Raw genomic sequence first — 25,983 nt, 5'->3', positions numbered from 1 at the left:
GTGTAAAAATGTTTCTTAAAAAATCAGAAGAAGAAAAAACATTTATCGGCATAGGTTTTGAATTAGAAGATAAAAAACAAGAAAAGCTTTTGGAAATATATCAAATCGATGATAATTCTAAAAATCACACTTTTGTATTTGGTTCCACAGGTGTAGGTAAAACAAGACTCATTGAAGGGCTTATTGAACAAGATATTCCAAAAGGGAAAAATGTTGTTATCATTGATCCTAAAGGTGATATAGGGCTGTTTTCAAAAATGGTTGAAATCGCTAAAAAAAGTAATAGAGAAAAAGAACTTATGTTTTTAAGTCCTATTTATCCTGAATATTCGATCAAAATTAATCCGTTAGCAAATTACTACATGGAAGAAGAAATCATTGCTCATATTGTTTCAGGTGTTCCTGCAAAAGATGAGTTCTTTTATAATGTTGCAAATGAAACAACCACGGCTGTTGTAAAAGCTTTGCTTATCATTAGGCGCTATGAAAAGCTAGAAAAACCTTTAAATTTTGAAGAAATTGCTGAAAAAGTTTATTATGAAGGTTTAAAAGAGCTTCAATCAGAATTAAAAGAAATACAAAGCAATGGTTTTGAAGATGATGAGATTGCTAGATTGCTTGCTTTATACGATAGGGTTTTATCCTCACCACAAGATTATTTTGCCAAAGTTTCATCAACTCTTAGAACCACGCTTACTCAAATGACCATGGGTAATGTAGGTAAAATCATAGGCACCGCCCAAGAAAATACTTTTATTAAAAGATTACAAGAAAATCAAGGCGTGCTTTTATATATTATGACAGGTTCTATGCTTACAAGACAAGTGTCAAGTATTATTTCCAAAGTAACCATTTCTATGATTCAATCTTGCGTGGGTAGGGTTTATGCCTCAGGAAAAAAATTTGATAAAACATTAAAAATTTACATTGATGAAGCTGCTTCTTCTGTGTATAGAGGTATAGAAACTTTATATGCTCAAGCAAGGGGTGCAGGAGTAGCTATTATGGGGTTAACTCAATCAGCAGCTGACTTAGCGGCTGAAATAGGACAAGATGGGGCAAACAGATTATTAGAACTCACCAACACTAAAATAATTATGCGCTTAAATGATACAAAAAGCTCTAAAATGATTTCAGATCTAGGGGGTAAAAAAAGAGCTTATTCTTATTTTTTAACCGTAGAAGGAGGAATTACTTCAAGAGAGGTTGAAGAATTAAATATTGAGGTTGATGATGTGACTAACCTACAAAAAAGAGAATTTTTTTATTTTGGTTTTGAAGGGCGTTTTAAAGGAAAGACTTTAAAAGTGAATGATGGAAAATTAGTTGTGGATATGCCTAATGTAACTCAAAAAAACGAGGATTTTAATGTTTGATTTAATTGAAAATGTGATGAGTTTTATTTATCGCCATCAACTCATTAGAAAGGTTGTTTGGCAAATTATAATCACTTTCGTATCTATTTTTCTTTTTTTAACCTTTTTATTTTGGGTAAATTTAGAAAAAATGGGATACTCAAGTTTTAATTTTAGTCTATTATTAAATTTACAAGCCTATATATTTTTACTTTGGGAGTATTCAAGAGAAATAGCTTATTTTCTAATCATAGAACAAGCTTTCTTTATTCTATTGTTATGGTATATGAACAATAAACTCAAAAATCCATCAAATGATAAAGAAGTAGCACATATACATATTAAAGAGCTTGCAAAAATTTGGCTTGAAAATGACAATACTCCTATGATCGATACTTCCAGACAAGCCACTGAAAAAGCTAATATTATTATGGTAAATAAGCAAGTGCGTGATTCTATTATTTCTTTAGCTAATTTAAAACAAGACATAAGTCAAATCTTTTTAAATGATATTATTAAACCTAATCGCGAAAAGATCCATCCAAAGCACCTTGAAATGATTATTAAATTACTTCAATTGCTCGAAGAAAATATTGCTTGTCCAAGTGTTGTGCAACTTTTTGAAGGAGATCCTAATAGCGCTTATGGAAAAATACCTGCTAGAAGAAAAGATGGTGAAAGGGTTGATACAGTTACTCTTGATGGAAAAACTCGCTTTGATATATATGAAAAAATTAGTCTTTTAAGACATTCTTTAAATGTAGCTTACAAGATTATTGAATTACTAAACGAAAGTAAAGAATACAAGTCTTTTAAAAAAACATTGTTTGGTAAAGCAATTATTGTAGCCTTGGGACATGATATAGGCAAGATTAATAATTTTACACTAAGAGAAAGCTATATCAAAGAACAAAGATTAAAAGGTGATTCAAAACAAGCTTTTATGAATTTAAAAAGAATGCAAGAACATCAAAAAATCTCCTATATAATTTTTTACGAACTCTTTAAAAACTATCCTGATTTAAAAGAACTTGCTACCGTTGTTCAAGGGCATCACTTAGGTAGTATTGATAAAGATGATAAACTTTTGAAATTATTAATTGATGCGGACAAACAAACAAGAGATTATGAATTAGATGCTTATTTGCAAAATAGCGAAGAGTTTGAGAAAATAAGAAATAAAGAATTAGAAAGTATTATTACAACAGTTCCGCAAAAAAATAATCTAGCGTATGAAAATACCCAAAAAACAATTTCTAAAACACCAGAAAAGAAAACTCAAACCATTCAAAATAAAACACAAAATGAAAGCGCTGAAAATGAAATTTCAATTTTAGATTTAAAAGAGCTTCAAGATCGATTTGTTCTTAATTTCAATGAATTTAAAAAGCAATTTTTCCTTTTTGTAGCCGAAGATAATTCAAAAGAATTCCAAGAACTTGTTTATACATTCGCTTTCAAAAATACAGAAAAAGAATTTTATAAAAATAAAAAAGATTTATTTATACTTGTTGAATGCGGCGTGATTAATGGAAACAGAACCGATACCATGAATTATTTTTATGATTTGAGCGATGAGATTAATAAAAAATTAAATAAGAAGATTAAAATAGGATTTGCTATGTTTAGAGATTGCAAAGATATAAATGAAGCTATTGATGGTTGTAAAAAAGCATTAGAATACGCCAAAAATAATAATCAGGTTGTTTATTATGATTATAAAGATTTAAAAATATCAAATAGTGATAAAATATTAATTTCAGATAATACAGAAGCTAAGATAAGTGAGAGTGTAAAAATCCAAGAAAAAACAGATACAATCACTACAGATAATCAAGTTAATACATTAGAAGAGATTGATACATTAAAACAAAAGACTATTGATACTCAAATCATAAAAAATATGTTTGAAATGATTGAAAACAAGGTTCAAGAAGTTGAATATTCTTTAAGTCAAGAAGAAAATTTTGACATTCCGCTAATTGAAGCAAAATTTATTGAAATTATAAAGTCCAAAATTAACACTTTTAAGCGTAAAGGTTTTACTAAGATTCCGCAAGCTATAAGCTTTAAAAGATTTGTGTTATTCAGCCACGAATGTCTTTTAGAAAGTCTTGCTAAAGCACTTAATGTTAAAAATGAAAATTTGAACGCCAAACTTAATTTTTTAATTCGTTATTATAGAAATCATCCTGATGAAAACAAAAGACTGATTTGGTTTGTTAATGTGGACAAAGGCTTTTACTATTCAACTTATCTTTTAAGATTTGATGAAAAGCAAGATGAAGTTTTCTTTTGTGTGCCTTTTGATTGCAAAAGAGCTTTTGGAATGAGTGTTTCAGAACTTAGTATTCATAAGGATAATAGCGGATTAAGAAATTGTATTGTTAAGCCTTATGTAAAAAAGGAGGAAAAATGAAAAAAAGAAGAGCCGATTTACTTAAAAAACACAATTCAAAAATCGTGCTTGCGGATACATTGGAATCTGAAGCTATGGTTGATTTGGCAATGAAAGCCAATGATATTTTTTTAAAACTTAAAAAAACTGCAGGCGTGGGTTTGGATTTTAAAGATGCAGATGAAATGCTAATGTTGTGGAATTTAGTATTAGTCAAAAGTTCACAAACTCTTGAACAAATTTCGCAGAAAATAGACATGAAATATGATGAACCCTTTACAATAACTTTAGCTCGTGAGAAATTAGAAAAATGAAAGTAATCTTTTTTTTAACCTCCCTACTTTTTGCTAATTTGCTCTTTGCTCAAAAAAATTATTTTACACAGGCAGGAGAGAAATTCGGAATCAATCCGCAATTGCTTTGGACCATTGCTTATAAAGAAAGTCGCTTAACGCCCAATATTATTAGCAAGCCAAATAAAAATGGTACTTATGATATAGGCATTATGCAAATTAATAGCATTCATTTACCAAGATTAAAAAAACAATATGGTATTAATGAAAATGATTTATTAAGACCTAAAATTAATATTTTTGTAGGAGCTGAAATATTAAAAATGTGTTTAGATAAACACGGATTAAATGAAGAGGGTATTACTTGTTACAATGGAAGAATTATCAATAATCCCTACGGAAAAGAAGTAATTAAATTACTCAAAAAAGCAAGAATAACAAATGGAAAAATTAATTAAATTTCAAAAGGAGACATAATGAATAATTTATTAGAAAAAAATATTAATGAGATTAATGAAATGCTCATTAAAAGCTTGGATGATTTACCGCCATTACCTGAAACCATTCAAAAATTACAAGAATATATCGCTACACATGGAAGCAATATTGTTATTGATGAAGTGGCAGATATTATTAGCACAGATCCTTTAATTACGGCTAATTTATTGCATTTAACTAATTCAGCTTATTATGGTTTTTCAAAAGAAATTAAAACCGTTAATCAAGCCTTGGTTCTTTTAGGGGTAAGCAATGTTAAAAATATGATCATTGCTGATTATGCAAAAAGTTCTTTTGTAATTAACTTAAGTCCTTATGGCATAGAAACTGATCGTTTTTTAGCTTTGATTCATGAGCAAACCAATTTTATTTCTACTTGGCTAATAGAAGAAGATAAAATATTATGTTACAATCTAATTCCATGCGTTATGATGTTAAGATTAGGCATCATGGTGTTTTCAAATTTTTTAATTCAAAACAACATAGATAAAAAATTTTTATTGCATTTAAGCAAGAATAATTTTAATAATATATTAAGACTAGAAAGAGAATTCTTAGGAGTTGATCATATATCTTTTTTATCAAACTTATTTAAAGTTTGGAATTTAGATGAAGATCTTATTGAAATTATAAGCTCTCTTGATTATCTTGGTTCTACTAGCACAAAAGTAAAAAAAGAAACATACGCTTTAGCTGCCATTGAAGCCCTTTTTAGCCCTGAAAAAAACGCTTATGATGATTTTTGTGTACAAAAAGCTTATCAAATTTTAAAGGATGGTAAGGCAAATGGAGTTGATTTTAATTTAGAAAATTTTTTAAATAAATTGCCTGAAAAATTTATAGAAATTTTAAGCAAAAGCAAGGAACAATTATGAATATAGTTGATCTTGTGAAAACAATAGAAAATATTGAAAATCCACAAAATCTTAAAATTATAAGAGAAGGCGCTTGCTTTTACATGTGTTTAGGTGAAAATAAAAAATATTTTTATTTTTTTAAAGCTAATTCTAAAAATAAAGAAAGTCTTCCTTATACACTCACACTGGATGATTTAAAATCTGATGAATGGAAAATTTTAAAGGATTAAAATGAATACAATACAAAAACTCAGAAGAGAGTTAAAAATCTATACAGCAGGAATAATTGTATTGCCTATATTATCAATTATAAGTTATATGTTTAATAATCAGAAACTAGATTATAATTTTTTAACATTTTTTGCCCTGTTTTTTGGGCTTTTTTTCACTATTTGTGTAATAGGTTTTTTTAGCGCCAAAAAAGCAATTAAAACATATTCACAATTAATAGAAAAATCTCAAAAAGAATTTGGAGAAAAAAATGAAAATCATAGGATTTAATTTAGGTATTGCTAATATCGGTTGGGCGTTAAGAGAAAATGATGAAATCATAGATTGCGGAGTAAGAGTATTTGATATACCTGAAAATCCAAAAAATGGTAATTCATTAGCCCTTGAACGCCGAGAAAACAAAGCTCATATGAAAATAGTCAAAAGAAAAAAAGCAAGAATGCTTGCAACTAAAACTTTTTTAAAAAAAGAGCTTAATGTTGATTTATCCAAACTTTTTTTAATCGGATCAACTCAATCTATCTACGAATTAAGAACCAAAGCTTTAAGTTCTTTAATCAGCAAAGAAGAATTATCTGCTATTATTTTACACATTGCTAAGCATAGAGGATATGATGATAGTGCATTGAAAAATGAAAATGGAACTATTATTGAAGCCCTAAATAAAAACAAAGAAGCAATGCTTAAATTTAAAAGCGTAGGTGAATATTTTTATAAAAATTTTGTTCAAAATAAAGAAGTTAAAAAAATAAGAAATACCACAGAAGATTATTCTAATTCTGTTCCAAGAAGTTTATTAAAGCAAGAACTTGATCTTATTCTTGATAAACAAAAAGAATTAGGATTAATTAAAAATGCTGATTTTAAAGAAAAACTATTTGAAATCATCTTTTTTAAACGCCCTTTGAAAGATTTTTCAAATAAAATAGGAAATTGTATTTTCTTTGAAAACGAAAAAAGAGCTGCTAAAAATACCATAAGCGCTTGTGAGTTTGTTGCTTTGGGAAAAGTTGTAAACCTTTTAAAAAGCATTGAAAAAGATATAGGTATAGTTTATGAAAAAGATAGCATTAATGAGATTATGAGCATTATTTTAGATAAAACAAGCATTAGTTATAAAAAAATCAGAGATATTTTAAATCTTCCACAAGACATAAACTTTAAAGGCTTAGATTATTCAAAAAATAATGCTGAAAACTCCAAACTTGTAGATTTGAAAAAACTTAATGAATTTAAAAAAGCTTTAGGCGATGGTTTTGCTAATTTAGATAAAGATATACTTGATAGTATTGCTACAGATATCACCTTAACCAAAGACACAGCAACTTTAAAAGAAAAGCTAAAAAATTATAATGTTTTAAATGCAGAACAAATCGAAAAACTCTCAGAACTTGTTTTTAATGATCATATTAATTTATCTTTAAAGGCTTTAAAACAAATCATACCTTTAATGTATGAAGGTAAAAGATACGATGAAGCTTGTGAGCTTTGCAATTTTGCAATTGCTAAAAATCAAGAAAAAAGCGAATATTTGCCTTTATTTGAAAAAACACGCTTTGCTAAGGATATTTCTTCTCCTGTGGTTATTAGAGCTATTTGTGAGTTTAGAAAATTGCTTAATGACATCATAAGAAGATATGGTAGTGTCCATAAAATTCATTTAGAACTAACAAGAGATTTTGGGATAAGTTTTAACGATAGAAAAAAAATAATCAAAGAAATTGAACAAAACAAACAAAGTCGTATAAAAGCTTTAGAAGCAATAAAAGAATTAAAACTAGAAGAAACTTCTAAAAACATACAAATAGTTAGATTATTTGAAGATCAAAAAGGAATATGTCCTTATTCAGGCTTAAAAATGGATTTAAATCGCCTTGATGAATTAGTAATTGATTATATACGCCCTTATAATAGAAGTCTTGATGATAGTTATAGCAATAAGATTTTAACTTTTAAAAAACTAAGCGATTTAAAACAAGGAAAAACACCTTTTGAAGCTTTTGGAGAAGATGAAAAACTTTGGACTGAAATCAATGAGAGAATTAAAGAATATAATGGCAAAAAAAGATTTAAAATTTTTGACAAATTCTTTAAGGATAAAAAGCCTTTTGATTTTACAGAACAAACCTTACAAGATACAAGATGGCTAACTAAACTTGTTGCGAGCTATCTTAACGAGTATCTTTCATTTTTGCCTATCAGTGAAGATGAAAATACAGCCTTAGGCTATGGAAAAAAAGGAAGTAAACAACATGTCGTTTTAAGCTCAGGGATGATTACTCAAATGCTAAGAAATTTTTGGTATTTAGGCTTTAAAAATCACAAAGATTATAAAAACAATGCTATGGATGCCATTATAGTAGCTTTTACAACCAATTCTATTATTTTTGCTTTTAATAATTTTAAAAAAGAATTAGATTTAGCAAAAGCTGAATTTTACGCAAACAAAATATCTGAAAGTGATTATTTGTTAAAAAGAAAGTTTTTACCACCTTTTAGTGGTTTTAAAGAGCAAGCACTTGAAAAAGTAAAAAATATTTTTGTTTCGCATTCTTTAAAAATTAAAAATAAAGGCACTTTGCATGAGCTAACACCACTTAAAATAAAAGAACTTAAAAATACATATGGTGATTTAGATCTTGCGGTAAAATTAGGTAAAATAAGAAAATATAATGATAAATATTATGCGAATGCTAAGGGTTCTTTAGTAAGAACTGATTTATTTGTAGATAAAGAAAATAAATTCCATGCAGTGTCTATTTATAAAGCAGATTTTTCTACAAAAAAACTTCCAAATAAAACCCCTGCAACTACATCAAATGGAGAAACCAAAGAAGGCATTGAAATGAATGAAAATTATAACTTTTGCATGTCATTGTATAAAAATACTCCAATTAGCGTAAAAATAAAGGGCATGAAAGAGCCTATCATTTGTTATTATCATGGTTTTAATACTTCAGGAAGTAAAATAACTTATAAAAAACACGACAACAATTATCACAACCTTAGTGAAGATGAAATGGTTGTTTTTAGAAAAAATGATAAAGAATCTATAGTGGTAGGAAAAATACTTGAAATTAAAAAATACAGTATAAGTCCTTCAGGTGAATTAAGTTTAATTGAAAACGAAGAGCGTAAATGGTTTTAGATATTTTTGCTCAAAAAATAAGAAAAAACATTGATAAAATAGGCTTTTGAGATAAGTCTATTTTACCATATAAACAATTAATAATAGGCTAAAACGATTGTTGATTCTCTAAATTGCGTTACCAATTTTATCATGTAAACAATTAATAATAGGCTAAAACCTTTCAAAATCAATTTTGCAAACTTTAAAAATTTTATCATATGGATAATTAATAATAGGCTAAAAATAGCTTTTAAATATTTAAATTCATAAGAAAATATTTCTTAATCTACTTTCATCACAACTTTTCAAAAAATCATAGATTTTCTTTCTATAAGTTGATTTATCCTTTTTCCAAGTATTTAGCGTTGGCAATGGAATCGTTGTAATTTTGGCAATTTTAGAATCACTTAAGCCTGTATTAGAAGAATTAATAGAATTTGAAAATATTTCTTTTAATTCTTCTTGATTAGTGTTTTTTAAAAAAAGATATATTTTTTCCCTCCAATTATCTTTTTTTTGTTTCCAGTCTCTAATAGTGAAATAAGGGATATTAGTAATTTGTGAAATTTGGACATCATTGTTCATCAGGCTTGAAACCACTATCTAAAATTATTTTTGTCATTACACCCTTAAGTTTATCAAAATGATTTAAAGCTTGCACATTGCTAACTCTAAGCAATCTTATTTTCCCATCTTTTTTATAAAACACCTGAAAAACTTCATCGCTTTGTTTGCATTTCACCATGTCATCTGAAGTAGGACTATCTATGAATTCATATTTTTCAACAAAATCTTCATTTGAAATATCAAATAAATCTTTTCTATAGCCACTTGGCGAATTTGGATCATAAGAATAAACATTAGCCAATGATTCCTCTGTAGCCTTTTGTAGTTCTTCTTTTGAAATTTTATTCATCTTAACTCCTAATAATTTTTGTAAAATTATACAACAATATAAGATTATACAATAGTATAACACAAATAAAAATTGTATAAAAGCTAAAATCTAATGAATGTATATTTGGAAAAATATTAAAGAAAAAAACCAGCACAACAGAACAAAGAAAAGAAATTTGCAAAGGTATGAGAAAAATAACAGTCAATTTCTTTTTTTTATCAGCAAGCAATTTTATTAATTGATTGTGTTCGGCTTTAATCTTTGCATCTAATAAAAAACCCATAAATAATATCATATGTAAAATCATAAAAATTCTAACAAAAAAAATAAAAAAAGCTTGAATTTCTGTGTAGAGAAATATTTTTAAAATATTAGTCCAAACATTTTCATATACGATTAAAAAACTAAATAATATTGACATAAAAGCCCCATAAGCTTCTATTATTTTCAATTCTTTATTTCTCATACAAACTTTCCTTTTTTAATACAAGTAAATCTTCCATGGTGTTATCTATGATTAGAATTTTATAATCTTGTTCTTCTTTATTTTTTATATCTATCTTCTTATTTACTCTTTTATTTGATTTAATTTTCTTTATTAATTCCAATACAACAGCAAAAACCATCATGATAGCAAATATTACTAAAACATATTTACCAACATTCCAAATCCATTCCATAATTGAATAAGATAGATTAATAGTGTTTCCTTCTTCAATTATCATGCCCACTACAGTCAATAATGATGCTAATAACATAAAAATTGCGCCTAATGGCGGATTAAAAAACAGCACTATTACGCTTATCCAAAGACCAATAAAACCTAAAATTTTAAAAATCAATACAATCATATTATTGTACTCTATTTTTTATACTGTTGTCTAGTGAATTTTCAATATGATCTAGTTTGATATCTTTTTCAATGTTAATTTCTTTTTTAAAATCTAAATTTTTAAGTTTATCAAACAACTTTTGAGCTTGCTGAACCAATCGCTCCTCATTTCTTTCCAAATCTGAGGTATGTAGTTTATTTTTAATTAAAAAATATTCTTTGCAATTCTGATTAAGAATTAAAATTATGCTATTTAATTCTTTTTCAATATAACCTTTGCTAATGTTTCCTAAATTGATTGTATCCATATAAACTATAATATCAATAAGTTTTTCTTTAATATCTTTATATATGGCTCTTAATTTATTATTTTCAATGCTATTTAATTTATCGCTATTCATGTATAATTTCATTTTTACTCCTTTGTATTTATATATATTTAGGTTTATTTGAGTCATCTATAGGGCATCTACTAAACATATTATAGGTGCGTATCCTTTTTGTATTCCATGAGCTTAAATCCTGATTGAATAATTTACAATATTTAAACATATAACTCATATCCCAAACCTTTTTTATATTCCATTTGCGTATATTTTGGTTAAAACTTTCACAATTCCAAAACATTCCACTCATAGTTTCAACTTTTTTAACATCCCACTCAGATATATTTTGATTGAAGTTTGGACAATTCAAAAACATCCAAGCCATATCTCTAACATCACCTACATCCCAAGCTCCAATATCTTCATTAAAAAATTTATTACATTCAAACATACTACGCATGGTTTTTACTTTACCTGTATTCCATTTTTCAATACCTGAAAAATTGGTACGAGTGGATCCAGTAAATAAATAACTCATATCGGTGATCTCGCTTGTATCAATATCACCTAGATAAATACTTTCATCTTTAACTAGAGCTTGAAGCTCTTCTTTGGTTTTAGGCGTGTATTTGCATTTTTTTATGATTTTTACTTCTTCAACAATAAAACTTTCCTTTTTTAATACAAGTAAATCTTCCATAGTATTATCTATAATTAGAATTTTTGGATTTTGAGAAACTACTGTGATAACCTTATCTTTTTTAAATTTCTCTACCATTAATGTTTTTAATCCGAATGTAATAGATTCTTTCCAATATTTTTTACAAAAATCAAAACTTGTTGTAAAACTCCAAAAGATAAATAGTGTTTGAATAGAGATGATAAAAATAAAAAAATAAAGCCCTATCTTTTCAAAAGAAAGAGCAAGCTCATTGCTTAATTCAAACATAATTCTTTCCGTTTTTATTTAACATGATTGATTAACATATTTTTAGAATTAATTTCATCCATTAATTTGTCAAAATTTTGCAAGTGCTTTTTAATATCATCTGTAGCCTTAATTCTAAAGTCTTTAATCTTCTCAAAACTTTCCAAACATTCTTTAAAAGAAGTTTCTAAAGCTTGCATATCAAGCATTGCTGATGAGGCTTGCATTTGAATACTTGCACCTTGATTTTTAAGTTGTGTAGAAGTTTGTTTAATCAAATCAGAAGTTACTCTATTTAAACCATTTACGCTATTTAATATTCTTTCTTGTTCTGACAATGATTGAGCCATCAAGATAGCGACCCCTAAGGCTTCAACTGTGACTTCTTTTGCTCTATCTAAAGAAACGATAAGCTCTCTATTGTTTGCAATGAGAGTTGTAAATGCAATCACTGATTGTTCCATTACCATTACTCTTTGCTTTACATCAGTCATTTTCTGCAATAAAGGAAAATAGGTATCACTTTTAAATCTATTTATTTCAAATTCATCTTTTTTATTAATAGACAAATATTCATCGCATTCTTGTTGTGCTTGAGACAATTCTTCAATTAAATTTTTAAGTTCATTGCGTTTAATTGCCATGCCTTCAATTTCTAATTTTAGTGCTTTATTGTCATTTTCAAGCTCTTCTTTACTTTTATTTAAATAAAGAATAATATTATCAATTAACTTAGATGAATTTTCGAATTTATCAATATATCTCGAAAGATGGTTGATTTTAAAAGCTTTGGATAAAATTTTTGGGATAACCCCTGCTTTGCCAAAAACAGATTTATTCCTATATGGGCTTACATTGTCAATTAAAACTTGAAGCTCGTCAAGCTTTTTATAGACTTCTCCATTATCTGTATTTTTAAGTTGATCCATAGAAATTTTAATTAACGGACTTGCAGATACAGCAGAGCTTTTTTCGCTATCTTTTTTTAATAATACCATTACTTTTTCATTCATTGCTTCATATTGCTGAGTTGAACTCATTTTCTCTCCTTGAATTTTGTTTGTTGTAGTGTATATTATTAATACTTATTTTATGCTTAAATATTAGTGTATTAGATATAATTATATATTAAATACACTAAAATATTTTTTATTATGATAGAGGAATAAAAATGAGATTACCAAAAGCTGTAAAGATTACTATAATTAATCCACCAAAGCAAGATTGTGGAAATAGTAAAAAAATCAAAACATAAGAAATAACCATTATAAATATAAAAATTTTCCATAAAAATAAACACGGCATTTCTGTTGTGTAATATTGAAAAATAAAAGAGCAAATAACATAAATTATTGATCCATTAAAAATAATGCAAAAAATAAAAGTCCCTAGCATAACTGCCTGATGAGGAATATTATTTTTTTCCTTATAATACATAAACAAAATAGATAATGTTGCAAGATAAATAGCTGCCGTAAAATATAAAATAAGTGAGCTTGTAATCATTTCTTCATAAAATACTCGCGGTATTATTGTTAATAATATTTCCATTTTTATTCCTTTAGTTTTAATAATTAATTAGAAATTCTCTAATCTATAAGTATAAAGCCCTAAAAACATTATTGAACCTATTGCAGCCATAATTGATAATACAGCTATAAAAGTGAAAGATAAAGCATTCCCAATGAAATTAAAGCCTTTTATATCTCTTTATCAATTGCATCATATATAAATATAAATATGATATTTACAAGTAGCAAAAAACTTAAATTAGTCAAAATATTAATTAATATATCCATATTTTTAATCATTTTTTACTCCTTATAATTCTTATCTTTTTTAATTAAAGCCAAAGAAATAATTATAAGAAAACATAAGGAAATACCCCACAAAATGTCAATATTAAAAATATTAGATATTAACATCAAAACTAACGAAAACAATCCTAAAAAATAAATTTGTTCTTTTTTTAATTTACCTAATAAGTTCATTTTGGTTCCTTCTTATAATAAGCGTTTAAAAAGTGATATGGTAAATAATTTTTAAAACTTTCTTTATCCATATAAATTGCTATAGTACTATTAATCTCTTTTCTAGTTTTATTATAAAAACTTTTTTCTTGTGAAAATCCTTTAAATTTTGAAATTCGACCATATCTTACTATACGACCTCCTAATTTTTCATTAGTTATTTCATAACTTATTTCATTAATAAATAAATCGCAATCGCTTATAGTATATTCAAGACGCATAATAACTAGAAAAGTTTCTTTATTTTTATTATAAGTAAAACTAAAGTGTTTTTCGTTAAATCCTATTTTTTTGGCAAAAGCTCTATTCCAAATATCGCTTAAAACTTCTTTCATTGTTTTTTCATACATTTTCACTCCTTTTTATATTTTCAGTCAATGATTTTTTCATACTCTAAAATATATTTTTTTGCAGTTTTTATATTTACTTTTGCGTGTAAAGCTATTTTTTCTATATCAAAATTTCCTTTTTCATCTTTATAACTATCTAAAAACAATCCGCTTAAAAGGGAAAAAATTTTCTCCTTTTTATTCTTGGCTCTTTCTTTGTTAATTTTAACCATATTAAGTGTTCTTTTACTCTTATTTTCATCTTGGAACTGACTTAATCCTATTATTTTAAACTTCATAAGCAATTCATTATTTTTCTTACATTTTTTACATTTTGCAAGCAAGATTACTTCTTCATTAAAAGAAGTCAATATTTGTTCTGTTTTTTCTAAACTTTTTAAACTTCCTAAGCTTGTATCATTAATCTTTTGACAATTAATACAAGTCCAAATTATTTTATTGATTTTCATCGGTATTTAATCCTGTAAAATGAACTATTACTGCTGTTACAAAACAAGAAAATATAACAATAAGTATAATAAATTTAATAGGAAAAAATTGCAAGTCGCAAAGTTTTCTAAAATAATTGAGACTAAAATTAGCGTCAGAATAATAAAAAAATAAAAAAAGCAATGGAGTAGCAATTAATAAAAATATTAAAATGCCAACTATTTTATTTTCTAAACATATTAATGTTACACAAACAAAGGCTAGGCTACAAAATAAAACAATGCCTGTATAATAATAAACATCCTCTATCGCTGAAAAAAAGTTCCATAAATTTTCAAATATTAAAAATGTTAAATTTAGAAAATCTTTTCCAAAAAAAATAATAAAAGCAATAATGCCTATATAAATAATATAGGCTAAAATAAATTTTTTATTTTCCATACGAACTCCTTTAATAAAATTTATTTTTTACTTTTTCCGTGTGATATTTTTTCAATCTCTTCTTTTTTAATTTGAGCTATTGATCGTTCTAAAGAATTTTCAAAATATCTAAGATAGTTTTTGCAGGTTTGACTTTTATAATCGCTATTATTGCAAACTCCAAAGCCTATTGATTGTATAGCCTCTAAATTGATATTATATTTTTTATTAATTTTTTCAATATAAGATTTATTAGCTTCTCCAAATAAAACAATAAAAATCAAAGCAAATGCAATGCCAAAACAAGAATACGATAAAAAAAATAAAAATATTAATTTATTATTTATAATATTTGTATTTTTTTCGGAAAACTTAAATAACTCAAAAATTACATTAAATAAAAGAATAATAATTAAAAAAGCAATTGCATAAATAATCATAGATATGAATAAAATAAAAACAAAATCACCATATCCACTTATACCTAAAATAAAATTTAATAAGTTCATTTTAACTCCTGATTTCTCCAATCTGATATAGAAATACGAAATAAATCATCCTGAGTATTATCAATTATTAGTATTTTATTATTTTGCTTTTGAATGTAACTTTCAATATTTATATCATTAGAACGCTTGATAACATAAGAATCTTTTTCACAAATGATTAATATTCTATTAAAATTAACTATTATTACAAGCATTGTTGAATTCATTACTACAATAAATACAGTATATGAAGTACTACCAAAGGAATCATTAAATTCCATAAAATATGATAAGATTATTGCTATCACAAATGAAATTAGTATTGAATTGATAATACCTTTTAAGTTATAAAAAACTTTAATAAATTTCTTATCCTTAGTTTCAGTTAATATGGATAAAAGTATCCATATCAATGTTGTAAGAAATATTCTATAGAATTCATTGTATATAGGTTTTATTAAGTATTCTATATTTATAAAAATTAAAGATATTAATATCATAAAAAGTAATATTAAACCTGTGCTATCTATTTTTAGCTTCACTTTTTTTCCTATTTTTTATTTATTTCTTGGATAAAATCTTTTACTAAACCACTAAAGTGAGTTTTTAAAATTTTAATGGTTTTATTTTCACCCATATTTTTAGTGGCATTAATTAACCCAAGAAATAAATCTTGTTGTTCTTGATTTAATTTTTCATATAAATAAACAACATCTTCTACATGAATTTCTTTGATATCGTTTGCACTTATATTTATTTCTAATTTCATTTTTACTCCTTGATTTTTATTAATGTAGCATACACTATTAACACTTATTTTATGCTTAAATATTAGTGTATTAAATATATTTTTATATTAAATACACTAAACTTTGGATTTATATTTAAGATTATTGTAGAAAATCTCCCCTATTTTCTAGGGGCTTCATGGTTGATATTTGTGGAGTGTTAGAATTGACACTTGATCTGATAAGATCTTATACTCTCATCTTCTACTTCATGATTTGGCACTTGGTAACATTCTTTAAAATTATCACCTTTTAAAATCTTAGTGTAAGAGCTTGGAATAGCAATTTGATTTCTTATTCTTTGTGGATTGTTATCATAATTAACTAAATTTAAAACTTCTAAACTTCCAAGCTTTAAAGCTACTTGTCTTTCTCTTTTTTCAATTTTATTCCAAACTCTTTGATTGATTTGTGGATTTTGTGGAGTAATATTACTCATTAAAAAAGTGCTTCTTTGAGCTTGAGTTGTTTTTCTCATGGAAGCATTAGAAAGAGTGTGTCCTCTGTCATAACCGCTATTTTTATAATCACTCCATGTAGTGCGGTATTTTTTAGGTATATTTGTATCATCTTCAAATCGTGGGCGTTTTTTGATTTGTTCGCCTTTTAGATTATCTGCTTCTAATCTATAAGCTACGGCTTTTGTGCCTTTATAATTATAATCATAGCAATTTAGATAATAAAACTTATCTAAAACTTGTGAACAACTTTGCTTAGTAAAATACTTAGCAAAATCTTCGCTTGGTTTGTATTGAGTATAATCAGCTAAGGCTAGAGTTACTAGCAATGGTAAAATCATAAGTTTTTTCATTATTTCTCCTTTATGTTTCTTATTTAAGACTTTTCAATAAATTTGTTGAAAAGTTTAGTTTTATTTTTCTCAAAAATGAGAAAAATAAAACTAATTGCATTTCTCTTTTATATCATCAATAAAAAGATACATTATATACTGATTTAAAGATACCCCAGCTTTTTCTGCTTTTTTTCTAATTTATCTTTTAATTCATTTGGAATTTTAATCTGTAGGCTATAACTTCCTTTATTTTCTTTCTCTTCTGTCATGCTACTCCTTTGATTTAGATTAATGTCTTTTAGTTATAATTTTTTGATTTGTCATTGATTTTTCCTATGTAAGTTTTTTCATTGTTTCTCCTTTATATAATTATTTATTTATCAATAGAACTAAAAACCAAAATAACATAAAAAATGTCCCTACAGTAACAAATATCAATATTACACAAGCTAATAGACTAAGATAGAATTTTTCCTTTTCCGAGAATGTAGTTTCTGTAGTTTCTTTTGTTTCTAATTCTAATACTATTTTATTTCTTAGCAAATAAAACTTAAAAAACAAAAAAGCTATCAAAGAAGCTCCCAATAAATAATAAAAATATGAATTTTCAACAAAATAATTGCCTAAGCTAAATAATGCAACCGAGATCATGTTATCAGGATTATAAGGTTTATCATTTAAAAATAGTTCTAATGAAAAAAATGACTGAAAAGCTGTAAAAACAATTCCTATTAAAGATGATAATAATAAAGATGACAACGATTCATTTATGCTTCTTAATTTGTTCATTTTATCTTTTACAAAAAATATTGTAACAAATAAGCTAAAAATTTTCACCAAAACACCAAAAGCAAAAAGACTAACAACTACATAAAATAAAGACAAGTAGCTAGGTAGAAAATTTTTTATATAAATACCTATAGGTATCCATAGAAAAGTAACCATTAAAAAAACATTGCCAATAAACATAATCCAAAAATTGTCCCAAAAGCTTTTGGCTTAATGGTTAATGCTTCATAATTCATTTTAATTCTCCGATTTATAATTTATGAAATTGCGTGAAATAAATACCAGTAGCTTTTAAATCTTTTTTTATTTGATTAGAAATAAGATGATAAACAACTTCAAAATCTGTTTTTTTCCAAAAATATCTACTATAATCTACTAAACAACTGCCTGTTATAATTTTATCCTCTTTATTTGCCTTATAACTACAAAAATAATAAGCCTTGACTTTAAATAAATCTAATATTTTCATTTTAGTAACTCCTGATTATAAAAATACTCATACTCTTCTTTACAAAAAGAGCCGAAAAATAAAAAGCATAAATAGTTTAATTCTTTAATCTTGTTTTGCTTTAAAAGTTCAAAAAATTTCTCTTTGCTTAATTCTTCTTCTTTTTCGCCACCTTGCGTAAAATAAGGAATGATTTCTATATCGTGTTTAATAAAAAAATCAGGCATTACAATTTCTCTTTTTTCAAAATCAATCTTAATGCTTTGTTCTGTTAATCCTTTAAACAATAGCGTTTCTTTAAACAAGTCCATTGTTTTAAAAATATCAATGTTTTTGTATTCTTGAAAGTGCTTCTTTGGCAAAAAAACTCTAAGACTTATCATCTCAGTTTCATTTTTTTGATTGAGATCGCACCCAAACAAAAACCTAATTCCGACATTATATTTTTTAAAATATTCTTCTTTACTCATTGTTTGAAATTTTTCATAATCAAGCATTATTGTTCTCACCTTATTTTTTATGCAATTTTCATTGTTTTTCTTTTTTTATTATTTTTATCAATTTTTCTATTAATGTAAACAACCCGATACAAATAAGAGGACTAACCGTAGTTGTTAAAAATAAAATAATAAAAAGTGAGTAAAAATCACTATCAATGACCGCACTTAGCATTAAAGCAACGAAACAAGAACTTATACAAATAAATAAGACATAAGACATATATTTCTCCGCATATTCCCTAACTTTTCTTTTGTTATTCATTTTTTCTCCTTTTATTCTGATTAAACTCGGACAACCTTGTTTTGGCTTCTTCACCATAAACATATTTTGTTTGGCATTTGCAATCCTTATTGCCACAACCCTTGTGATGTTTATCCCAAATCCTAAAATCAAAATCTTGTAGTCTCATTGTTTCTCCAATTTATTGATATTCTCTTCTATAATTTTTTGTTTTTCGTCATAAGATTTTTTTTGTTTTTCTGTTTTTAATGCTTTCCTTTTTTCTATTTCTTCAAAATATTTAAGATAGTTTAAGCAAGTTTCACCTGTATAATTATCATTTTCACAAATTCCAAAACCTAAAGTATTATAATTGCTATATAAAAAATCATAAGGTTTTATAACTATATTTTCTTTTTTTAATTTATAGATATAAGCTTGATTAGGTATTCTGGCTTGAGAAATAAAAATGGCTATAAAAACAATAATATTTATACCTCCTAAGAAAATTATTATTGCTTTAATTATTTCTTTTTTGATATTGAATTCAAATAATTTTACTGAAAAAAACTTATTTAGCATTAAGAATAAAACCATCGTTAATATTATTGTTAAACCTGTGACAATGGATACAAAATAAAAAAAACCTGCATTTAATATATCATAATAAAAACTCATTTTAACTCCTTAACTTCTAATAACTCCGCTTTATTGTGTATATTTCCAATGACTTCGATATCTTTCATATCATTAATTTTTGAGAATAAATACAATGAAAATCTATCGCTTTCAGTTGTATTATATAGCTCAAACTTTTCTAAATTAGCTATTCTAAATATCTCAAAGATATTAATATCCTTGTTTATAGTTACAAAATAAAAAAGAGTTGTTCCTTGAAATGTTATGTAAGATACAATATCACCTTCATAGATCTTTTTACCATTTTTATCATAAAGTCCTGTAAATAATTCTATTTCATAATCTATAGTAGGTTTTTCATAGCTTAATTGATTAAGTACGCCAGTTATAAAGCCTAACGACTCTACTATAGTTTCCGCTTCATATGTTTTAGAATTATTATTCCAAATTCTAAAATCAAAATCTTGTAGTCTCATTGTTTCTCCTTGTTAGTTTCATTAGCAATTGTCTTTTTTGTCTTTAAAGAGTATATATCATTAACACTTATTTTATGCTTAAATATTAGTGTAATATATATATTTTTATATTAAATCCGCTAAATAAAATTTTTTATTTTTATTTTACTTTAAGCTTTGGACTTAGGGCAAATGAAATTGGTATTACTCTTTGCGGCTAAAATTGAACATCATTCCACCGCTTTTTTTCTGAGCCTTATTATCATTTTTAGGCTCATTTATATTAGTTTGAACATTGTTTTCTTTTGAAATTTTAGATTGTAAATTATTCTCTTTAGAGTTTTTATCTTGCTGTTTTACCTTATTTATTCTTCTTGTCTTGGTAATTCCATGAAAAAAGAATTCTACTTTAGGTTTTTTTGAAGAATATTCTAAAATGGCTTGTTCGATAAACATACTCCTAACGCCCTTCGGTAATTGCTCTAAAATCGAAGCAACTTTTTCATCATTTATAAAAAAAGTTACTCTTGTTGATTTATTTTCATTATCTTTCATTGTTTCTCCTTAATTCTTTTTTCTAAAAGCTCAATTTTTTTAATATTTAATTCCAAGATTTTAATATTTAATTCTAATGTTTTTTTTGTTTTGTTCTAAAAGCTCAACTTGTGCTTTTTGATATTTATAGTTAAAAAACATCAGAATGAAAAATAATATAAAAAGTAAAACTAAGATGATATTTAACATTTTATAACCTGTAACTTTTATAATCAGCTTTATACCATTTTCTAATATAATAATCTTCGTAATCTCCATTATTATCTTCGATTCTTATACACCAAAAATCACTGCCTTCTTTGTCTAAAAAATATTTATTTGGTACATTTGTTAATTTAAAATCATTAATTGCTAAATCAAAAGCCTCTCTTTCACAATAAGCTCCTATTTTTTCGACAAATCTATTTAATCTCTCATCATAAAACCCTGTACGACTTTCAATCTCTTTAATTTTTTCTAGCATACATTTATAGAAGTCAAAACCTAAGTTTTTACAAAGATATTGACAATAAGATATAATTAAAGGTATATATGATTTTGCATATATTTTTTTAATTTCTCTGTAACAAACTTCACTAATCGCATCAGTAAGTTTATATATTTCTATATTCTCATTACTGCTTCTAAATTCGTAGTAATAATCAAAATCTATAGTATCAAAAACGTTAAAACAAAACACTGCTATGTCACAAAGTGCTTCAACTCTTTCTAAATCATCTTTTGCTCTAAAATACTCGCTTACTTTTTCAAAAACATTACCCAAAAATTCTGCTTGCTGATTTTCATAGGTTAAATGTCTTTCTTGTCTCCATTGTGTCAATTTTTCTTTAATTTCGTTAAATTGTATTTCTGTCATTTTTTATTATCCTTATACTTTAAAAAATCCGTCTAAGTCTAAATTGCCTTTTTTATCTCTTAAGATAAAACCTAAAGAATATATAGGTCTTGCATATTCTATTTTATAAGAGTCTTCATTTTCTTTCATATCATTATAATTTAATCGTCTAAGTGTAACTTTTATATTTTCTTCATCTTCAACTTTAACCTCCCAAAACCAAAAAATCCTATCATCTAAAATATTCATAAAATCTTTTAAATCTTCTTCAAGTATATATTCCCTACAAAACTTTTCGCAATGTAATGTATCAACGCTTCTAAAAAGATATTGTTTAGTTTCTAATTTAGATTCTACGAATTTATAAACTTTTCCATAGTAATACTTATTGCTTTTATTAACACAGACATAATAATCCCCTTGTGTTAAGCTATATTTTAATTCTTCTCTAGGCTTAACCCTATAATCACAAGATAACCAATTCCATTGTGGTTCCTTTACATCATGCCAATCAGAATTTGTATCTTTAACCTGAACTTGTTTACCGTTTTTGAAAGCTTCCATAACTTCTATTTTTTCTTTTAAAGTTTTCATTTTAATAACTCCTTGTTTTCGTGGATATTGCCTATTATTTCGGTATCATATCCTTCATCTTTAACTAAATAAATTAAAGAGCCTATGTAATCTCTACTTTTACTCTCAAGATAAAAAGTCCCTTCTTTATGAATGCTAACTTTTGCCAAAAAGCAATCGTATGGACTTTTAGTTTTAACAATATCCCCTTCATAAATCTTATTTCCGTTCTTATCATAAAGTCCAGTGAAAAGCTCTATTTCACAATCTTCTTTAAACTCGGACAACCTTGTTTTGGCTTCTTCACCATAAACATATTTTGTTTGGCATTTGCAATCCTTATTGCCACAACCCTTGTGATGTTTATCCCAAATCCTAAAATCAAAATCTTTTAATTTCATTCTCGCTCCTTAAAAATTTTTCAACATCTTCAAAAGCTTTAACAATAAGCTTTTTTTCATGAAAGAAATTTCTTTCATGTGGTTTGTTTTTATAAATTGCATAAACTTTTTTAAGATCTTCTTTGTTTATGTAATTTTTCCAATTTATCTTCTCAATTTTTATTTCATTCTGTTTTGCAAAATCGCAAAAACAACTTCTTCTTTCACTAAATGGTATGATTTTTACAATCGCAATATAATCATCAGTATTAAAAGTTTTCATATATTCTCTTCTGTATTATAATATGTGCCTAAAGTGATTCATGCGTTGAATATCCTAATAAGGAAATTCAACTTTTTCTTCACGCTTTGCTTCTATTCTATTCTCGCCTTCTTCAATGTGTCCATTAAAAAAAGTATAGAAAAATACTTCATCTCTCCATAACATTGTAAGAGCAGCTTCAATAGCTTTTTCTTGCATGTCTTTTGGAACTCTTTGCCATTTTTTATAAGCATTTTCATTCATTGGGACTTCTACATTTTTAATTTCTTGATTCATTTTCTTCTCCTTTGTTGAATTTATCATTGATATTATTGTTAATATCTCTAGCTTTAACAAACTCTTCCCTAGCTTTTTTAACTTCATTTTTAATCTTGTTTTCAAAATAAAAAAGATAGTTTAAGCAAGTTTTACCTGTATAATTATTCTCATAGCATAAATTAAAACCAAAAGTATTGGGTATAGAACTAAATTGTTCTTTGATTTTATCTTTAAATCTTGGATCGATTTTGTTTTCTATAGTTTGTATATAGTTTTGAACAGCTTCTTTTTTGGCGCTATTTGTTTCATAAGAAAAAAAGTTATAAAGCTTATAACTTACAAAAAACCAAATAAACAACACTAAGTATATCAAAACTAATGTGGTTTTAAAGTTTATATTTTCACTATACCGTTTTGTCATGAATATCACTAAGCTCGCTAAAGCCATTAAAGACAAAATAATAATAAAATAATCAATATTTATATCAAGTATTAAAGAAAACATTATTTATCTCCTATATATTAGTTTTCAAAAGCGCCTTTATAATAACCTCTAACATTTGAAAATTCATGCGGACTAGGCGCTAAAATAATATTTGGGTGCGTTTCTTTTATATATTCTTGATCTAAGAAATAAGCGCCGCCTCCGCCTATAATAACACCATCAGAACGCACCATCAAATCACCACACTTATTAGCAAATTCATCTAATACAAAATCAATATATCTTTCAGTCATGGATTTAATTTCATCTTTAAAATCAATTACTTTACCAGCGATTTTAACTTCCTTATTTAAGAATACTTTCTTAGCTTCTTGCTCACTAAAATCTACTCTAAACTCTCTTGTTAATATTTTTTGTAAATCTACTATAATACGATTTGCTCCGCCTTGATTTGCAAAACAAAGATCTGATCTTGGTTCTTTATCTTCAAAAACCAAAAAGTCTAAAGTGTTGTAGCCAATATCAATCACACCCACAAGACTATCTTCATGATTTGGATATTCTAAAAATATACCCTGCCCTTGTGCAAATAAAAATACACTTGGTTCAAGATGAATTTTATTAATTGTAAAATTTTCTATCACTTCTTTAAAATCATTTGCGCTATGATAATTTAAAATAGAAAGCCCTGTTGCTATTTCAATAGGTTGTGATAAATCTGCTTCTGCTTGATTAAGAGCATGAAAAACTAACAAAGGAGAGTATTTATTTAAAAAATTAAAACCCCTAGTTGCTATAGCATTTGTAATTGCTTTTTCCCCTACTCTATATTGAGTTCCATTATAGGTATATATATCTGTTTTTGTTTCAGATAAATCTACTTGAGCTTGTCTCACCTCAGAAACAGCTGATGGAAATTTTAAAGTTTTTCCATTGAAAAATACTTTTGTATCTCCATATCCTATATCAATGGCAATTTTTTGTGTTGACATTATTTACTCCTTTTTTGGTAAAAAATTGTTTTTTATCTTATATATAATTATATTACATATTTTTTAAATTTTGTAATAAATATATAATATAATTGTATAAAAAGAAACATAAAATAAACATAAAAAACAACTTAATTACACTTTTTTTTGAAATAAATCACACTTTATTTACAACTTAACTACAACTTAACTACAACTTGAGTGCAACTTAACTACAACTTCACTACACTTTTATTACAACTTGAGTGCAAAAAAACGCTACTTGATAAACTGCACTTTATTTACAACTTAACTACAACTTCACTACACTTTTATTACAACTTGAGTGCAAAAAAACGCTACTTGATAAACTGCACTTTATTTACAACTTAACTACAACTTAACTACAACTTAACTACAACTTAACTACAACTTGAGTGCAACTTTATTACAATTATTTTCAACTTAACTACAATTTGAGTTCAACTTTATTACACTTTCACTACACTTTAACTACAAAAATGTGAAAATTTGCATGTTTTTTGAAGTAAAAGTGTAGTTAATATGTAGTTAATGTTATTTTTATTACAACTTGAGTGCAACTTTATTACAACTTAACTACAAAAAAGAGTTTATTTAAAATACTATTTTATAGGGTTTTTAATATTAATTTAATTTTTATTGTTGAAAAAATATACTAAAAAGTGTAATAAAAAATAAAATATCAATATTTAGGGCTTATTATGTTAAAACCCTTATTTTTAGGTTCTTTTGCTTTTTTTGAAAAAAATGTAAAAAGTTGAGCCAATGGGCATAATGCAATAATATAGCCCAAATATAGGCATTTAAAGCTTATTATTGCGGGCAAGTAATCATCAATGTTTTACCGACATTTTGCGATTTGTAAAAAGCTTTTAAAATATCTATTTTGTAGGTTTTTAAGCATTGTTGATAATCGAGTTATTGTGTAAGATTTTTGGCAAAAATAGACTTTAGAGCTAAAAACTGCAAAATTTTCTTCATGGCGTGTATTTTTGATTGTGCTTGATTTATAGCGATAATATGAGAGCTAGGGCTTATTTTAGAAGTTCTTGCGAATTTTCAAAAATGCTTTGCAGTTTTGAAATGGGCTGTGGTTTTTGTTTTGTGTTGCGATTTTTGTAGGTTTTTTTGTGTTTTTTTTGATTGCAAGTGGGTATCTTGAATGGATATAGGGTTTAAAATGACAGAATTAGCCTTTAAAAGGCTAAAATGATTTTTTTAATGTTTTTATCGTTTTAGGGTTATTTTTTTGATTTTTGGGCGTTTTTTGAAAGAATATCGATTAGTGTTTCAAAATCTTGGATTTCTGATTTGGTAATTTTGAATTTATCTTTGAGGGTTAGGAATTGATAGGCTGAAACTATATCAAGCTTTGGGTATTTGGCTTGTAAATCGATAATGCTCTCATGGTTTTTAACTCTTTTTAGTTTGGCAATAAAAGTGTTTTTTGTTTTTTTGATATAAGCTATAACAGCAGGTGTCATTTTGCTTTTGTTTTCATCTGTTTTGCCATAGATTGAGAGTATGAATGCTAGACAGCTAGTTA

General features: G+C 25.9%; 38 protein-coding genes. 8 read left to right on the top strand and 30 right to left on the bottom strand.

The window, feature by feature from the left end:
- The first annotated feature begins 8 nt into the window (after positions 1-8).
- Genes AJ939_RS07535 through cas9 form a run of 8 tightly spaced genes read left to right on the top strand, consistent with a single transcriptional unit; the run spans position 9 to position 8,780 of the window.
- Positions 9-1,376, top strand: coding sequence for a type IV secretory system conjugative DNA transfer family protein (locus AJ939_RS07535; RefSeq protein WP_002800912.1), 1,368 nt, complete (start codon positions 9-11; stop codon positions 1,374-1,376).
- Positions 1,369-3,774 carry an HD domain-containing protein gene (locus AJ939_RS07530; RefSeq protein WP_070283423.1) on the top strand — a complete coding sequence of 802 codons (2,406 nt, stop codon included), beginning with the start codon at positions 1,369-1,371 and terminating at the stop codon, positions 3,772-3,774. Before AJ939_RS07535 ends, AJ939_RS07530 begins: the two co-directional genes overlap by 8 nt.
- Entirely contained in the window at positions 3,771-4,067 is a 297-nt protein-coding gene (locus tag AJ939_RS07525; RefSeq protein ID WP_002793632.1) for a hypothetical protein, read from the top strand. Before AJ939_RS07530 ends, AJ939_RS07525 begins: the two co-directional genes overlap by 4 nt.
- Positions 4,064-4,504, top strand: coding sequence for a lytic transglycosylase domain-containing protein (locus AJ939_RS07520; protein ID WP_070283422.1), 441 nt, complete (start codon positions 4,064-4,066; stop codon positions 4,502-4,504). Before AJ939_RS07525 ends, AJ939_RS07520 begins: the two co-directional genes overlap by 4 nt.
- A gap of 18 nt (positions 4,505-4,522) precedes the next feature.
- Positions 4,523-5,419 (top strand): HDOD domain-containing protein, encoded by an 897-nt coding sequence (locus AJ939_RS07515; protein WP_070275200.1) that lies wholly within the window; start codon positions 4,523-4,525, stop codon positions 5,417-5,419.
- A complete protein-coding gene (locus tag AJ939_RS07510) occupies positions 5,416-5,631 on the top strand; it encodes a hypothetical protein (protein WP_070275201.1) in 216 nt (71 codons plus the stop codon). Before AJ939_RS07515 ends, AJ939_RS07510 begins: the two co-directional genes overlap by 4 nt.
- A 1-nt stretch (position 5,632) precedes the next feature.
- Positions 5,633-5,902, top strand: coding sequence for a hypothetical protein (locus tag AJ939_RS07505; RefSeq protein WP_070283421.1), 270 nt, complete (start codon positions 5,633-5,635; stop codon positions 5,900-5,902).
- Positions 5,883-8,780: a type II CRISPR RNA-guided endonuclease Cas9 gene (gene cas9, locus AJ939_RS07500; protein ID WP_070283420.1), complete on the top strand. Its 2,898-nt coding sequence runs from the start codon at positions 5,883-5,885 to the stop codon at positions 8,778-8,780. The genes AJ939_RS07505 and cas9 overlap by 20 nt, the downstream gene beginning before the upstream one ends.
- 246 nt (positions 8,781-9,026) lie before the next feature.
- On the opposite strand, the gene AJ939_RS07495 is transcribed toward cas9, so the two are convergent.
- The 30 genes from AJ939_RS07495 to AJ939_RS07345 all read right to left on the bottom strand — a co-directional run.
- Entirely contained in the window at positions 9,027-9,347 is a 321-nt protein-coding gene (locus tag AJ939_RS07495) for a hypothetical protein (protein WP_023890799.1), read from the bottom strand.
- Entirely contained in the window at positions 9,337-9,678 is a 342-nt protein-coding gene (locus tag AJ939_RS07490) for a hypothetical protein (RefSeq protein ID WP_002897966.1), read from the bottom strand. Before AJ939_RS07490 ends, AJ939_RS07495 begins: the two co-directional genes overlap by 11 nt.
- A gap of 437 nt (positions 9,679-10,115) precedes the next feature.
- Positions 10,116-10,511: a hypothetical protein gene (locus AJ939_RS07480; RefSeq protein ID WP_070283418.1), complete on the bottom strand. Its 396-nt coding sequence runs from the start codon at positions 10,509-10,511 to the stop codon at positions 10,116-10,118.
- Position 10,512: 1 nt separating this feature from the next.
- The gene (locus AJ939_RS07475) at positions 10,513-10,905 is read right to left on the bottom strand and encodes a hypothetical protein (protein ID WP_002794923.1); all 393 of its coding nucleotides are present in this window, start codon (positions 10,903-10,905) and stop codon (positions 10,513-10,515) included.
- A 16-nt stretch (positions 10,906-10,921) separates the two neighbouring features.
- On the bottom strand, positions 10,922-11,767 hold the full coding sequence (locus AJ939_RS07470; protein WP_070283417.1) for a BspA family leucine-rich repeat surface protein: 846 nt from the start codon (positions 11,765-11,767) through the stop codon (positions 10,922-10,924).
- A 14-nt stretch (positions 11,768-11,781) separates the two neighbouring features.
- The gene (locus tag AJ939_RS07465) at positions 11,782-12,786 is read right to left on the bottom strand and encodes a toxic anion resistance protein (protein ID WP_052804590.1); all 1,005 of its coding nucleotides are present in this window, start codon (positions 12,784-12,786) and stop codon (positions 11,782-11,784) included.
- A 112-nt stretch (positions 12,787-12,898) separates the two neighbouring features.
- On the bottom strand, positions 12,899-13,297 hold the full coding sequence (locus AJ939_RS10945) for a hypothetical protein (protein ID WP_171831880.1): 399 nt from the start codon (positions 13,295-13,297) through the stop codon (positions 12,899-12,901).
- A gap of 436 nt (positions 13,298-13,733) precedes the next feature.
- Positions 13,734-14,126: a hypothetical protein gene (locus AJ939_RS07455; RefSeq protein WP_070283416.1), complete on the bottom strand. Its 393-nt coding sequence runs from the start codon at positions 14,124-14,126 to the stop codon at positions 13,734-13,736.
- Between the two features lie 20 nt (positions 14,127-14,146).
- Positions 14,147-14,575, bottom strand: a complete 429-nt coding sequence (locus AJ939_RS07450; protein ID WP_070283415.1) for a hypothetical protein — start codon at positions 14,573-14,575, stop codon at positions 14,147-14,149.
- Positions 14,562-14,996, bottom strand: coding sequence for a hypothetical protein (locus tag AJ939_RS07445; RefSeq protein ID WP_070275208.1), 435 nt, complete (start codon positions 14,994-14,996; stop codon positions 14,562-14,564). The genes AJ939_RS07450 and AJ939_RS07445 overlap by 14 nt, the downstream gene beginning before the upstream one ends.
- Before the next feature lie 20 nt (positions 14,997-15,016).
- Positions 15,017-15,484 (bottom strand): hypothetical protein, encoded by a 468-nt coding sequence (locus tag AJ939_RS07440; RefSeq protein ID WP_070283414.1) that lies wholly within the window; start codon positions 15,482-15,484, stop codon positions 15,017-15,019.
- On the bottom strand, positions 15,481-16,005 hold the full coding sequence (locus AJ939_RS07435) for a hypothetical protein (protein ID WP_070283413.1): 525 nt from the start codon (positions 16,003-16,005) through the stop codon (positions 15,481-15,483). The genes AJ939_RS07440 and AJ939_RS07435 overlap by 4 nt, the downstream gene beginning before the upstream one ends.
- An 8-nt stretch (positions 16,006-16,013) precedes the next feature.
- On the bottom strand, positions 16,014-16,232 hold the full coding sequence (locus AJ939_RS07430; RefSeq protein ID WP_002801018.1) for a hypothetical protein: 219 nt from the start codon (positions 16,230-16,232) through the stop codon (positions 16,014-16,016).
- Between the two features lie 179 nt (positions 16,233-16,411).
- On the bottom strand, positions 16,412-17,062 hold the full coding sequence (locus AJ939_RS07425) for a DNA/RNA non-specific endonuclease (protein ID WP_042971654.1): 651 nt from the start codon (positions 17,060-17,062) through the stop codon (positions 16,412-16,414).
- Between the two features lie 351 nt (positions 17,063-17,413).
- Positions 17,414-18,013: a hypothetical protein gene (locus AJ939_RS07420; protein WP_261666735.1), complete on the bottom strand. Its 600-nt coding sequence runs from the start codon at positions 18,011-18,013 to the stop codon at positions 17,414-17,416.
- A gap of 70 nt (positions 18,014-18,083) precedes the next feature.
- Positions 18,084-18,302, bottom strand: coding sequence for a hypothetical protein (locus AJ939_RS07415; protein ID WP_070273888.1), 219 nt, complete (start codon positions 18,300-18,302; stop codon positions 18,084-18,086).
- A complete protein-coding gene (locus AJ939_RS07410) occupies positions 18,299-18,778 on the bottom strand; it encodes a hypothetical protein (RefSeq protein WP_070283412.1) in 480 nt (159 codons plus the stop codon). Before AJ939_RS07410 ends, AJ939_RS07415 begins: the two co-directional genes overlap by 4 nt.
- A 31-nt stretch (positions 18,779-18,809) precedes the next feature.
- Positions 18,810-19,043, bottom strand: coding sequence for a hypothetical protein (locus AJ939_RS07405; protein WP_070283411.1), 234 nt, complete (start codon positions 19,041-19,043; stop codon positions 18,810-18,812).
- Positions 19,036-19,191, bottom strand: coding sequence for a hypothetical protein (locus AJ939_RS10940; RefSeq protein ID WP_186820916.1), 156 nt, complete (start codon positions 19,189-19,191; stop codon positions 19,036-19,038). Before AJ939_RS10940 ends, AJ939_RS07405 begins: the two co-directional genes overlap by 8 nt.
- Complete coding sequence (locus AJ939_RS07400; RefSeq protein ID WP_070283410.1) at positions 19,188-19,679, bottom strand: hypothetical protein; 492 nt, start codon at positions 19,677-19,679, stop codon at positions 19,188-19,190. Before AJ939_RS07400 ends, AJ939_RS10940 begins: the two co-directional genes overlap by 4 nt.
- The gene (locus AJ939_RS07395) at positions 19,676-20,116 is read right to left on the bottom strand and encodes a YopX family protein (RefSeq protein WP_070283409.1); all 441 of its coding nucleotides are present in this window, start codon (positions 20,114-20,116) and stop codon (positions 19,676-19,678) included. Before AJ939_RS07395 ends, AJ939_RS07400 begins: the two co-directional genes overlap by 4 nt.
- A gap of 183 nt (positions 20,117-20,299) precedes the next feature.
- On the bottom strand, positions 20,300-20,650 hold the full coding sequence (locus AJ939_RS07390) for a hypothetical protein (protein ID WP_070283408.1): 351 nt from the start codon (positions 20,648-20,650) through the stop codon (positions 20,300-20,302).
- 190 nt (positions 20,651-20,840) lie between these two features.
- Positions 20,841-21,506, bottom strand: coding sequence for a hypothetical protein (locus AJ939_RS07380; protein ID WP_070283407.1), 666 nt, complete (start codon positions 21,504-21,506; stop codon positions 20,841-20,843).
- Between the two features lie 12 nt (positions 21,507-21,518).
- Entirely contained in the window at positions 21,519-22,079 is a 561-nt protein-coding gene (locus AJ939_RS07375; protein WP_070275216.1) for a hypothetical protein, read from the bottom strand.
- A complete protein-coding gene (locus AJ939_RS07370) occupies positions 22,076-22,459 on the bottom strand; it encodes a YopX family protein (RefSeq protein ID WP_070283406.1) in 384 nt (127 codons plus the stop codon). The genes AJ939_RS07375 and AJ939_RS07370 overlap by 4 nt, the downstream gene beginning before the upstream one ends.
- Positions 22,440-22,721 carry a hypothetical protein gene (locus tag AJ939_RS07365; protein ID WP_070283405.1) on the bottom strand — a complete coding sequence of 94 codons (282 nt, stop codon included), beginning with the start codon at positions 22,719-22,721 and terminating at the stop codon, positions 22,440-22,442. The genes AJ939_RS07370 and AJ939_RS07365 overlap by 20 nt, the downstream gene beginning before the upstream one ends.
- 54 nt (positions 22,722-22,775) lie before the next feature.
- Positions 22,776-22,997: a hypothetical protein gene (locus AJ939_RS07360; RefSeq protein ID WP_070283404.1), complete on the bottom strand. Its 222-nt coding sequence runs from the start codon at positions 22,995-22,997 to the stop codon at positions 22,776-22,778.
- Positions 22,981-23,484 carry a hypothetical protein gene (locus tag AJ939_RS07355; protein ID WP_070283403.1) on the bottom strand — a complete coding sequence of 168 codons (504 nt, stop codon included), beginning with the start codon at positions 23,482-23,484 and terminating at the stop codon, positions 22,981-22,983. The genes AJ939_RS07360 and AJ939_RS07355 overlap by 17 nt, the downstream gene beginning before the upstream one ends.
- A gap of 17 nt (positions 23,485-23,501) precedes the next feature.
- On the bottom strand, positions 23,502-24,416 hold the full coding sequence (locus AJ939_RS07350; RefSeq protein WP_070283402.1) for a ParM/StbA family protein: 915 nt from the start codon (positions 24,414-24,416) through the stop codon (positions 23,502-23,504).
- 1,262 nt (positions 24,417-25,678) lie between these two features.
- Positions 25,679-25,983 (bottom strand): hypothetical protein (locus AJ939_RS07345; RefSeq protein WP_186820913.1); only part of this gene is annotated, 305 nt, incomplete at its 5' end.

The organism is Campylobacter sp. BCW_6889, assembly GCF_001762535.1.
GTDB lineage: Bacteria > Campylobacterota > Campylobacteria > Campylobacterales > Campylobacteraceae > Campylobacter_D > Campylobacter_D jejuni.
This window is presented reverse-complemented; position numbering and strand designations above follow the sequence as displayed.

Excerpts from the sequence above, each read along its gene's own strand:
- AJ939_RS07535 (WP_002800912.1), top strand. The coding sequence starts at position 9 with ATGTTTCTTAAAAAATCAGAAGAAGAAAAAACATTTATCGGCATAGGT.
- AJ939_RS07530 (WP_070283423.1), top strand. The coding sequence starts at position 1,369 with ATGTTTGATTTAATTGAAAATGTGATGAGTTTTATTTATCGCCATCAA.
- AJ939_RS07525 (WP_002793632.1), top strand. The coding sequence starts at position 3,771 with ATGAAAAAAAGAAGAGCCGATTTACTTAAAAAACACAATTCAAAAATC.
- AJ939_RS07520 (WP_070283422.1), top strand. The coding sequence starts at position 4,064 with ATGAAAGTAATCTTTTTTTTAACCTCCCTACTTTTTGCTAATTTGCTC.
- AJ939_RS07515 (WP_070275200.1), top strand. The coding sequence starts at position 4,523 with ATGAATAATTTATTAGAAAAAAATATTAATGAGATTAATGAAATGCTC.
- AJ939_RS07510 (WP_070275201.1), top strand. The coding sequence starts at position 5,416 with ATGAATATAGTTGATCTTGTGAAAACAATAGAAAATATTGAAAATCCA.
- AJ939_RS07505 (WP_070283421.1), top strand. The coding sequence starts at position 5,633 with ATGAATACAATACAAAAACTCAGAAGAGAGTTAAAAATCTATACAGCA.
- cas9 (WP_070283420.1), top strand. The coding sequence starts at position 5,883 with ATGAAAATCATAGGATTTAATTTAGGTATTGCTAATATCGGTTGGGCG.
- AJ939_RS07495 (WP_023890799.1), bottom strand. The coding sequence starts at position 9,347 with ATGAACAATGATGTCCAAATTTCACAAATTACTAATATCCCTTATTTC.
- AJ939_RS07490 (WP_002897966.1), bottom strand. The coding sequence starts at position 9,678 with ATGAATAAAATTTCAAAAGAAGAACTACAAAAGGCTACAGAGGAATCA.
- AJ939_RS07480 (WP_070283418.1), bottom strand. The coding sequence starts at position 10,511 with ATGATTGTATTGATTTTTAAAATTTTAGGTTTTATTGGTCTTTGGATA.
- AJ939_RS07475 (WP_002794923.1), bottom strand. The coding sequence starts at position 10,905 with ATGAAATTATACATGAATAGCGATAAATTAAATAGCATTGAAAATAAT.
- AJ939_RS07470 (WP_070283417.1), bottom strand. The coding sequence starts at position 11,767 with ATGTTTGAATTAAGCAATGAGCTTGCTCTTTCTTTTGAAAAGATAGGG.
- AJ939_RS07465 (WP_052804590.1), bottom strand. The coding sequence starts at position 12,786 with ATGAGTTCAACTCAGCAATATGAAGCAATGAATGAAAAAGTAATGGTA.
- AJ939_RS10945 (WP_171831880.1), bottom strand. The coding sequence starts at position 13,297 with ATGGAAATATTATTAACAATAATACCGCGAGTATTTTATGAAGAAATG.
- AJ939_RS07455 (WP_070283416.1), bottom strand. The coding sequence starts at position 14,126 with ATGTATGAAAAAACAATGAAAGAAGTTTTAAGCGATATTTGGAATAGA.
- AJ939_RS07450 (WP_070283415.1), bottom strand. The coding sequence starts at position 14,575 with ATGAAAATCAATAAAATAATTTGGACTTGTATTAATTGTCAAAAGATT.
- AJ939_RS07445 (WP_070275208.1), bottom strand. The coding sequence starts at position 14,996 with ATGGAAAATAAAAAATTTATTTTAGCCTATATTATTTATATAGGCATT.
- AJ939_RS07440 (WP_070283414.1), bottom strand. The coding sequence starts at position 15,484 with ATGAACTTATTAAATTTTATTTTAGGTATAAGTGGATATGGTGATTTT.
- AJ939_RS07430 (WP_002801018.1), bottom strand. The coding sequence starts at position 16,232 with ATGAAATTAGAAATAAATATAAGTGCAAACGATATCAAAGAAATTCAT.
- AJ939_RS07425 (WP_042971654.1), bottom strand. The coding sequence starts at position 17,062 with ATGAAAAAACTTATGATTTTACCATTGCTAGTAACTCTAGCCTTAGCT.
- AJ939_RS07420 (WP_261666735.1), bottom strand. The coding sequence starts at position 18,013 with ATGTTTATTGGCAATGTTTTTTTAATGGTTACTTTTCTATGGATACCT.
- AJ939_RS07415 (WP_070273888.1), bottom strand. The coding sequence starts at position 18,302 with ATGAAAATATTAGATTTATTTAAAGTCAAGGCTTATTATTTTTGTAGT.
- AJ939_RS07410 (WP_070283412.1), bottom strand. The coding sequence starts at position 18,778 with ATGCTTGATTATGAAAAATTTCAAACAATGAGTAAAGAAGAATATTTT.
- AJ939_RS07405 (WP_070283411.1), bottom strand. The coding sequence starts at position 19,043 with ATGAATAACAAAAGAAAAGTTAGGGAATATGCGGAGAAATATATGTCT.
- AJ939_RS10940 (WP_186820916.1), bottom strand. The coding sequence starts at position 19,191 with ATGAGACTACAAGATTTTGATTTTAGGATTTGGGATAAACATCACAAG.
- AJ939_RS07400 (WP_070283410.1), bottom strand. The coding sequence starts at position 19,679 with ATGAGTTTTTATTATGATATATTAAATGCAGGTTTTTTTTATTTTGTA.
- AJ939_RS07395 (WP_070283409.1), bottom strand. The coding sequence starts at position 20,116 with ATGAGACTACAAGATTTTGATTTTAGAATTTGGAATAATAATTCTAAA.
- AJ939_RS07390 (WP_070283408.1), bottom strand. The coding sequence starts at position 20,650 with ATGAAAGATAATGAAAATAAATCAACAAGAGTAACTTTTTTTATAAAT.
- AJ939_RS07380 (WP_070283407.1), bottom strand. The coding sequence starts at position 21,506 with ATGACAGAAATACAATTTAACGAAATTAAAGAAAAATTGACACAATGG.
- AJ939_RS07375 (WP_070275216.1), bottom strand. The coding sequence starts at position 22,079 with ATGAAAACTTTAAAAGAAAAAATAGAAGTTATGGAAGCTTTCAAAAAC.
- AJ939_RS07370 (WP_070283406.1), bottom strand. The coding sequence starts at position 22,459 with ATGAAATTAAAAGATTTTGATTTTAGGATTTGGGATAAACATCACAAG.
- AJ939_RS07365 (WP_070283405.1), bottom strand. The coding sequence starts at position 22,721 with ATGAAAACTTTTAATACTGATGATTATATTGCGATTGTAAAAATCATA.
- AJ939_RS07360 (WP_070283404.1), bottom strand. The coding sequence starts at position 22,997 with ATGAATCAAGAAATTAAAAATGTAGAAGTCCCAATGAATGAAAATGCT.
- AJ939_RS07355 (WP_070283403.1), bottom strand. The coding sequence starts at position 23,484 with ATGTTTTCTTTAATACTTGATATAAATATTGATTATTTTATTATTATT.
- AJ939_RS07350 (WP_070283402.1), bottom strand. The coding sequence starts at position 24,416 with ATGTCAACACAAAAAATTGCCATTGATATAGGATATGGAGATACAAAA.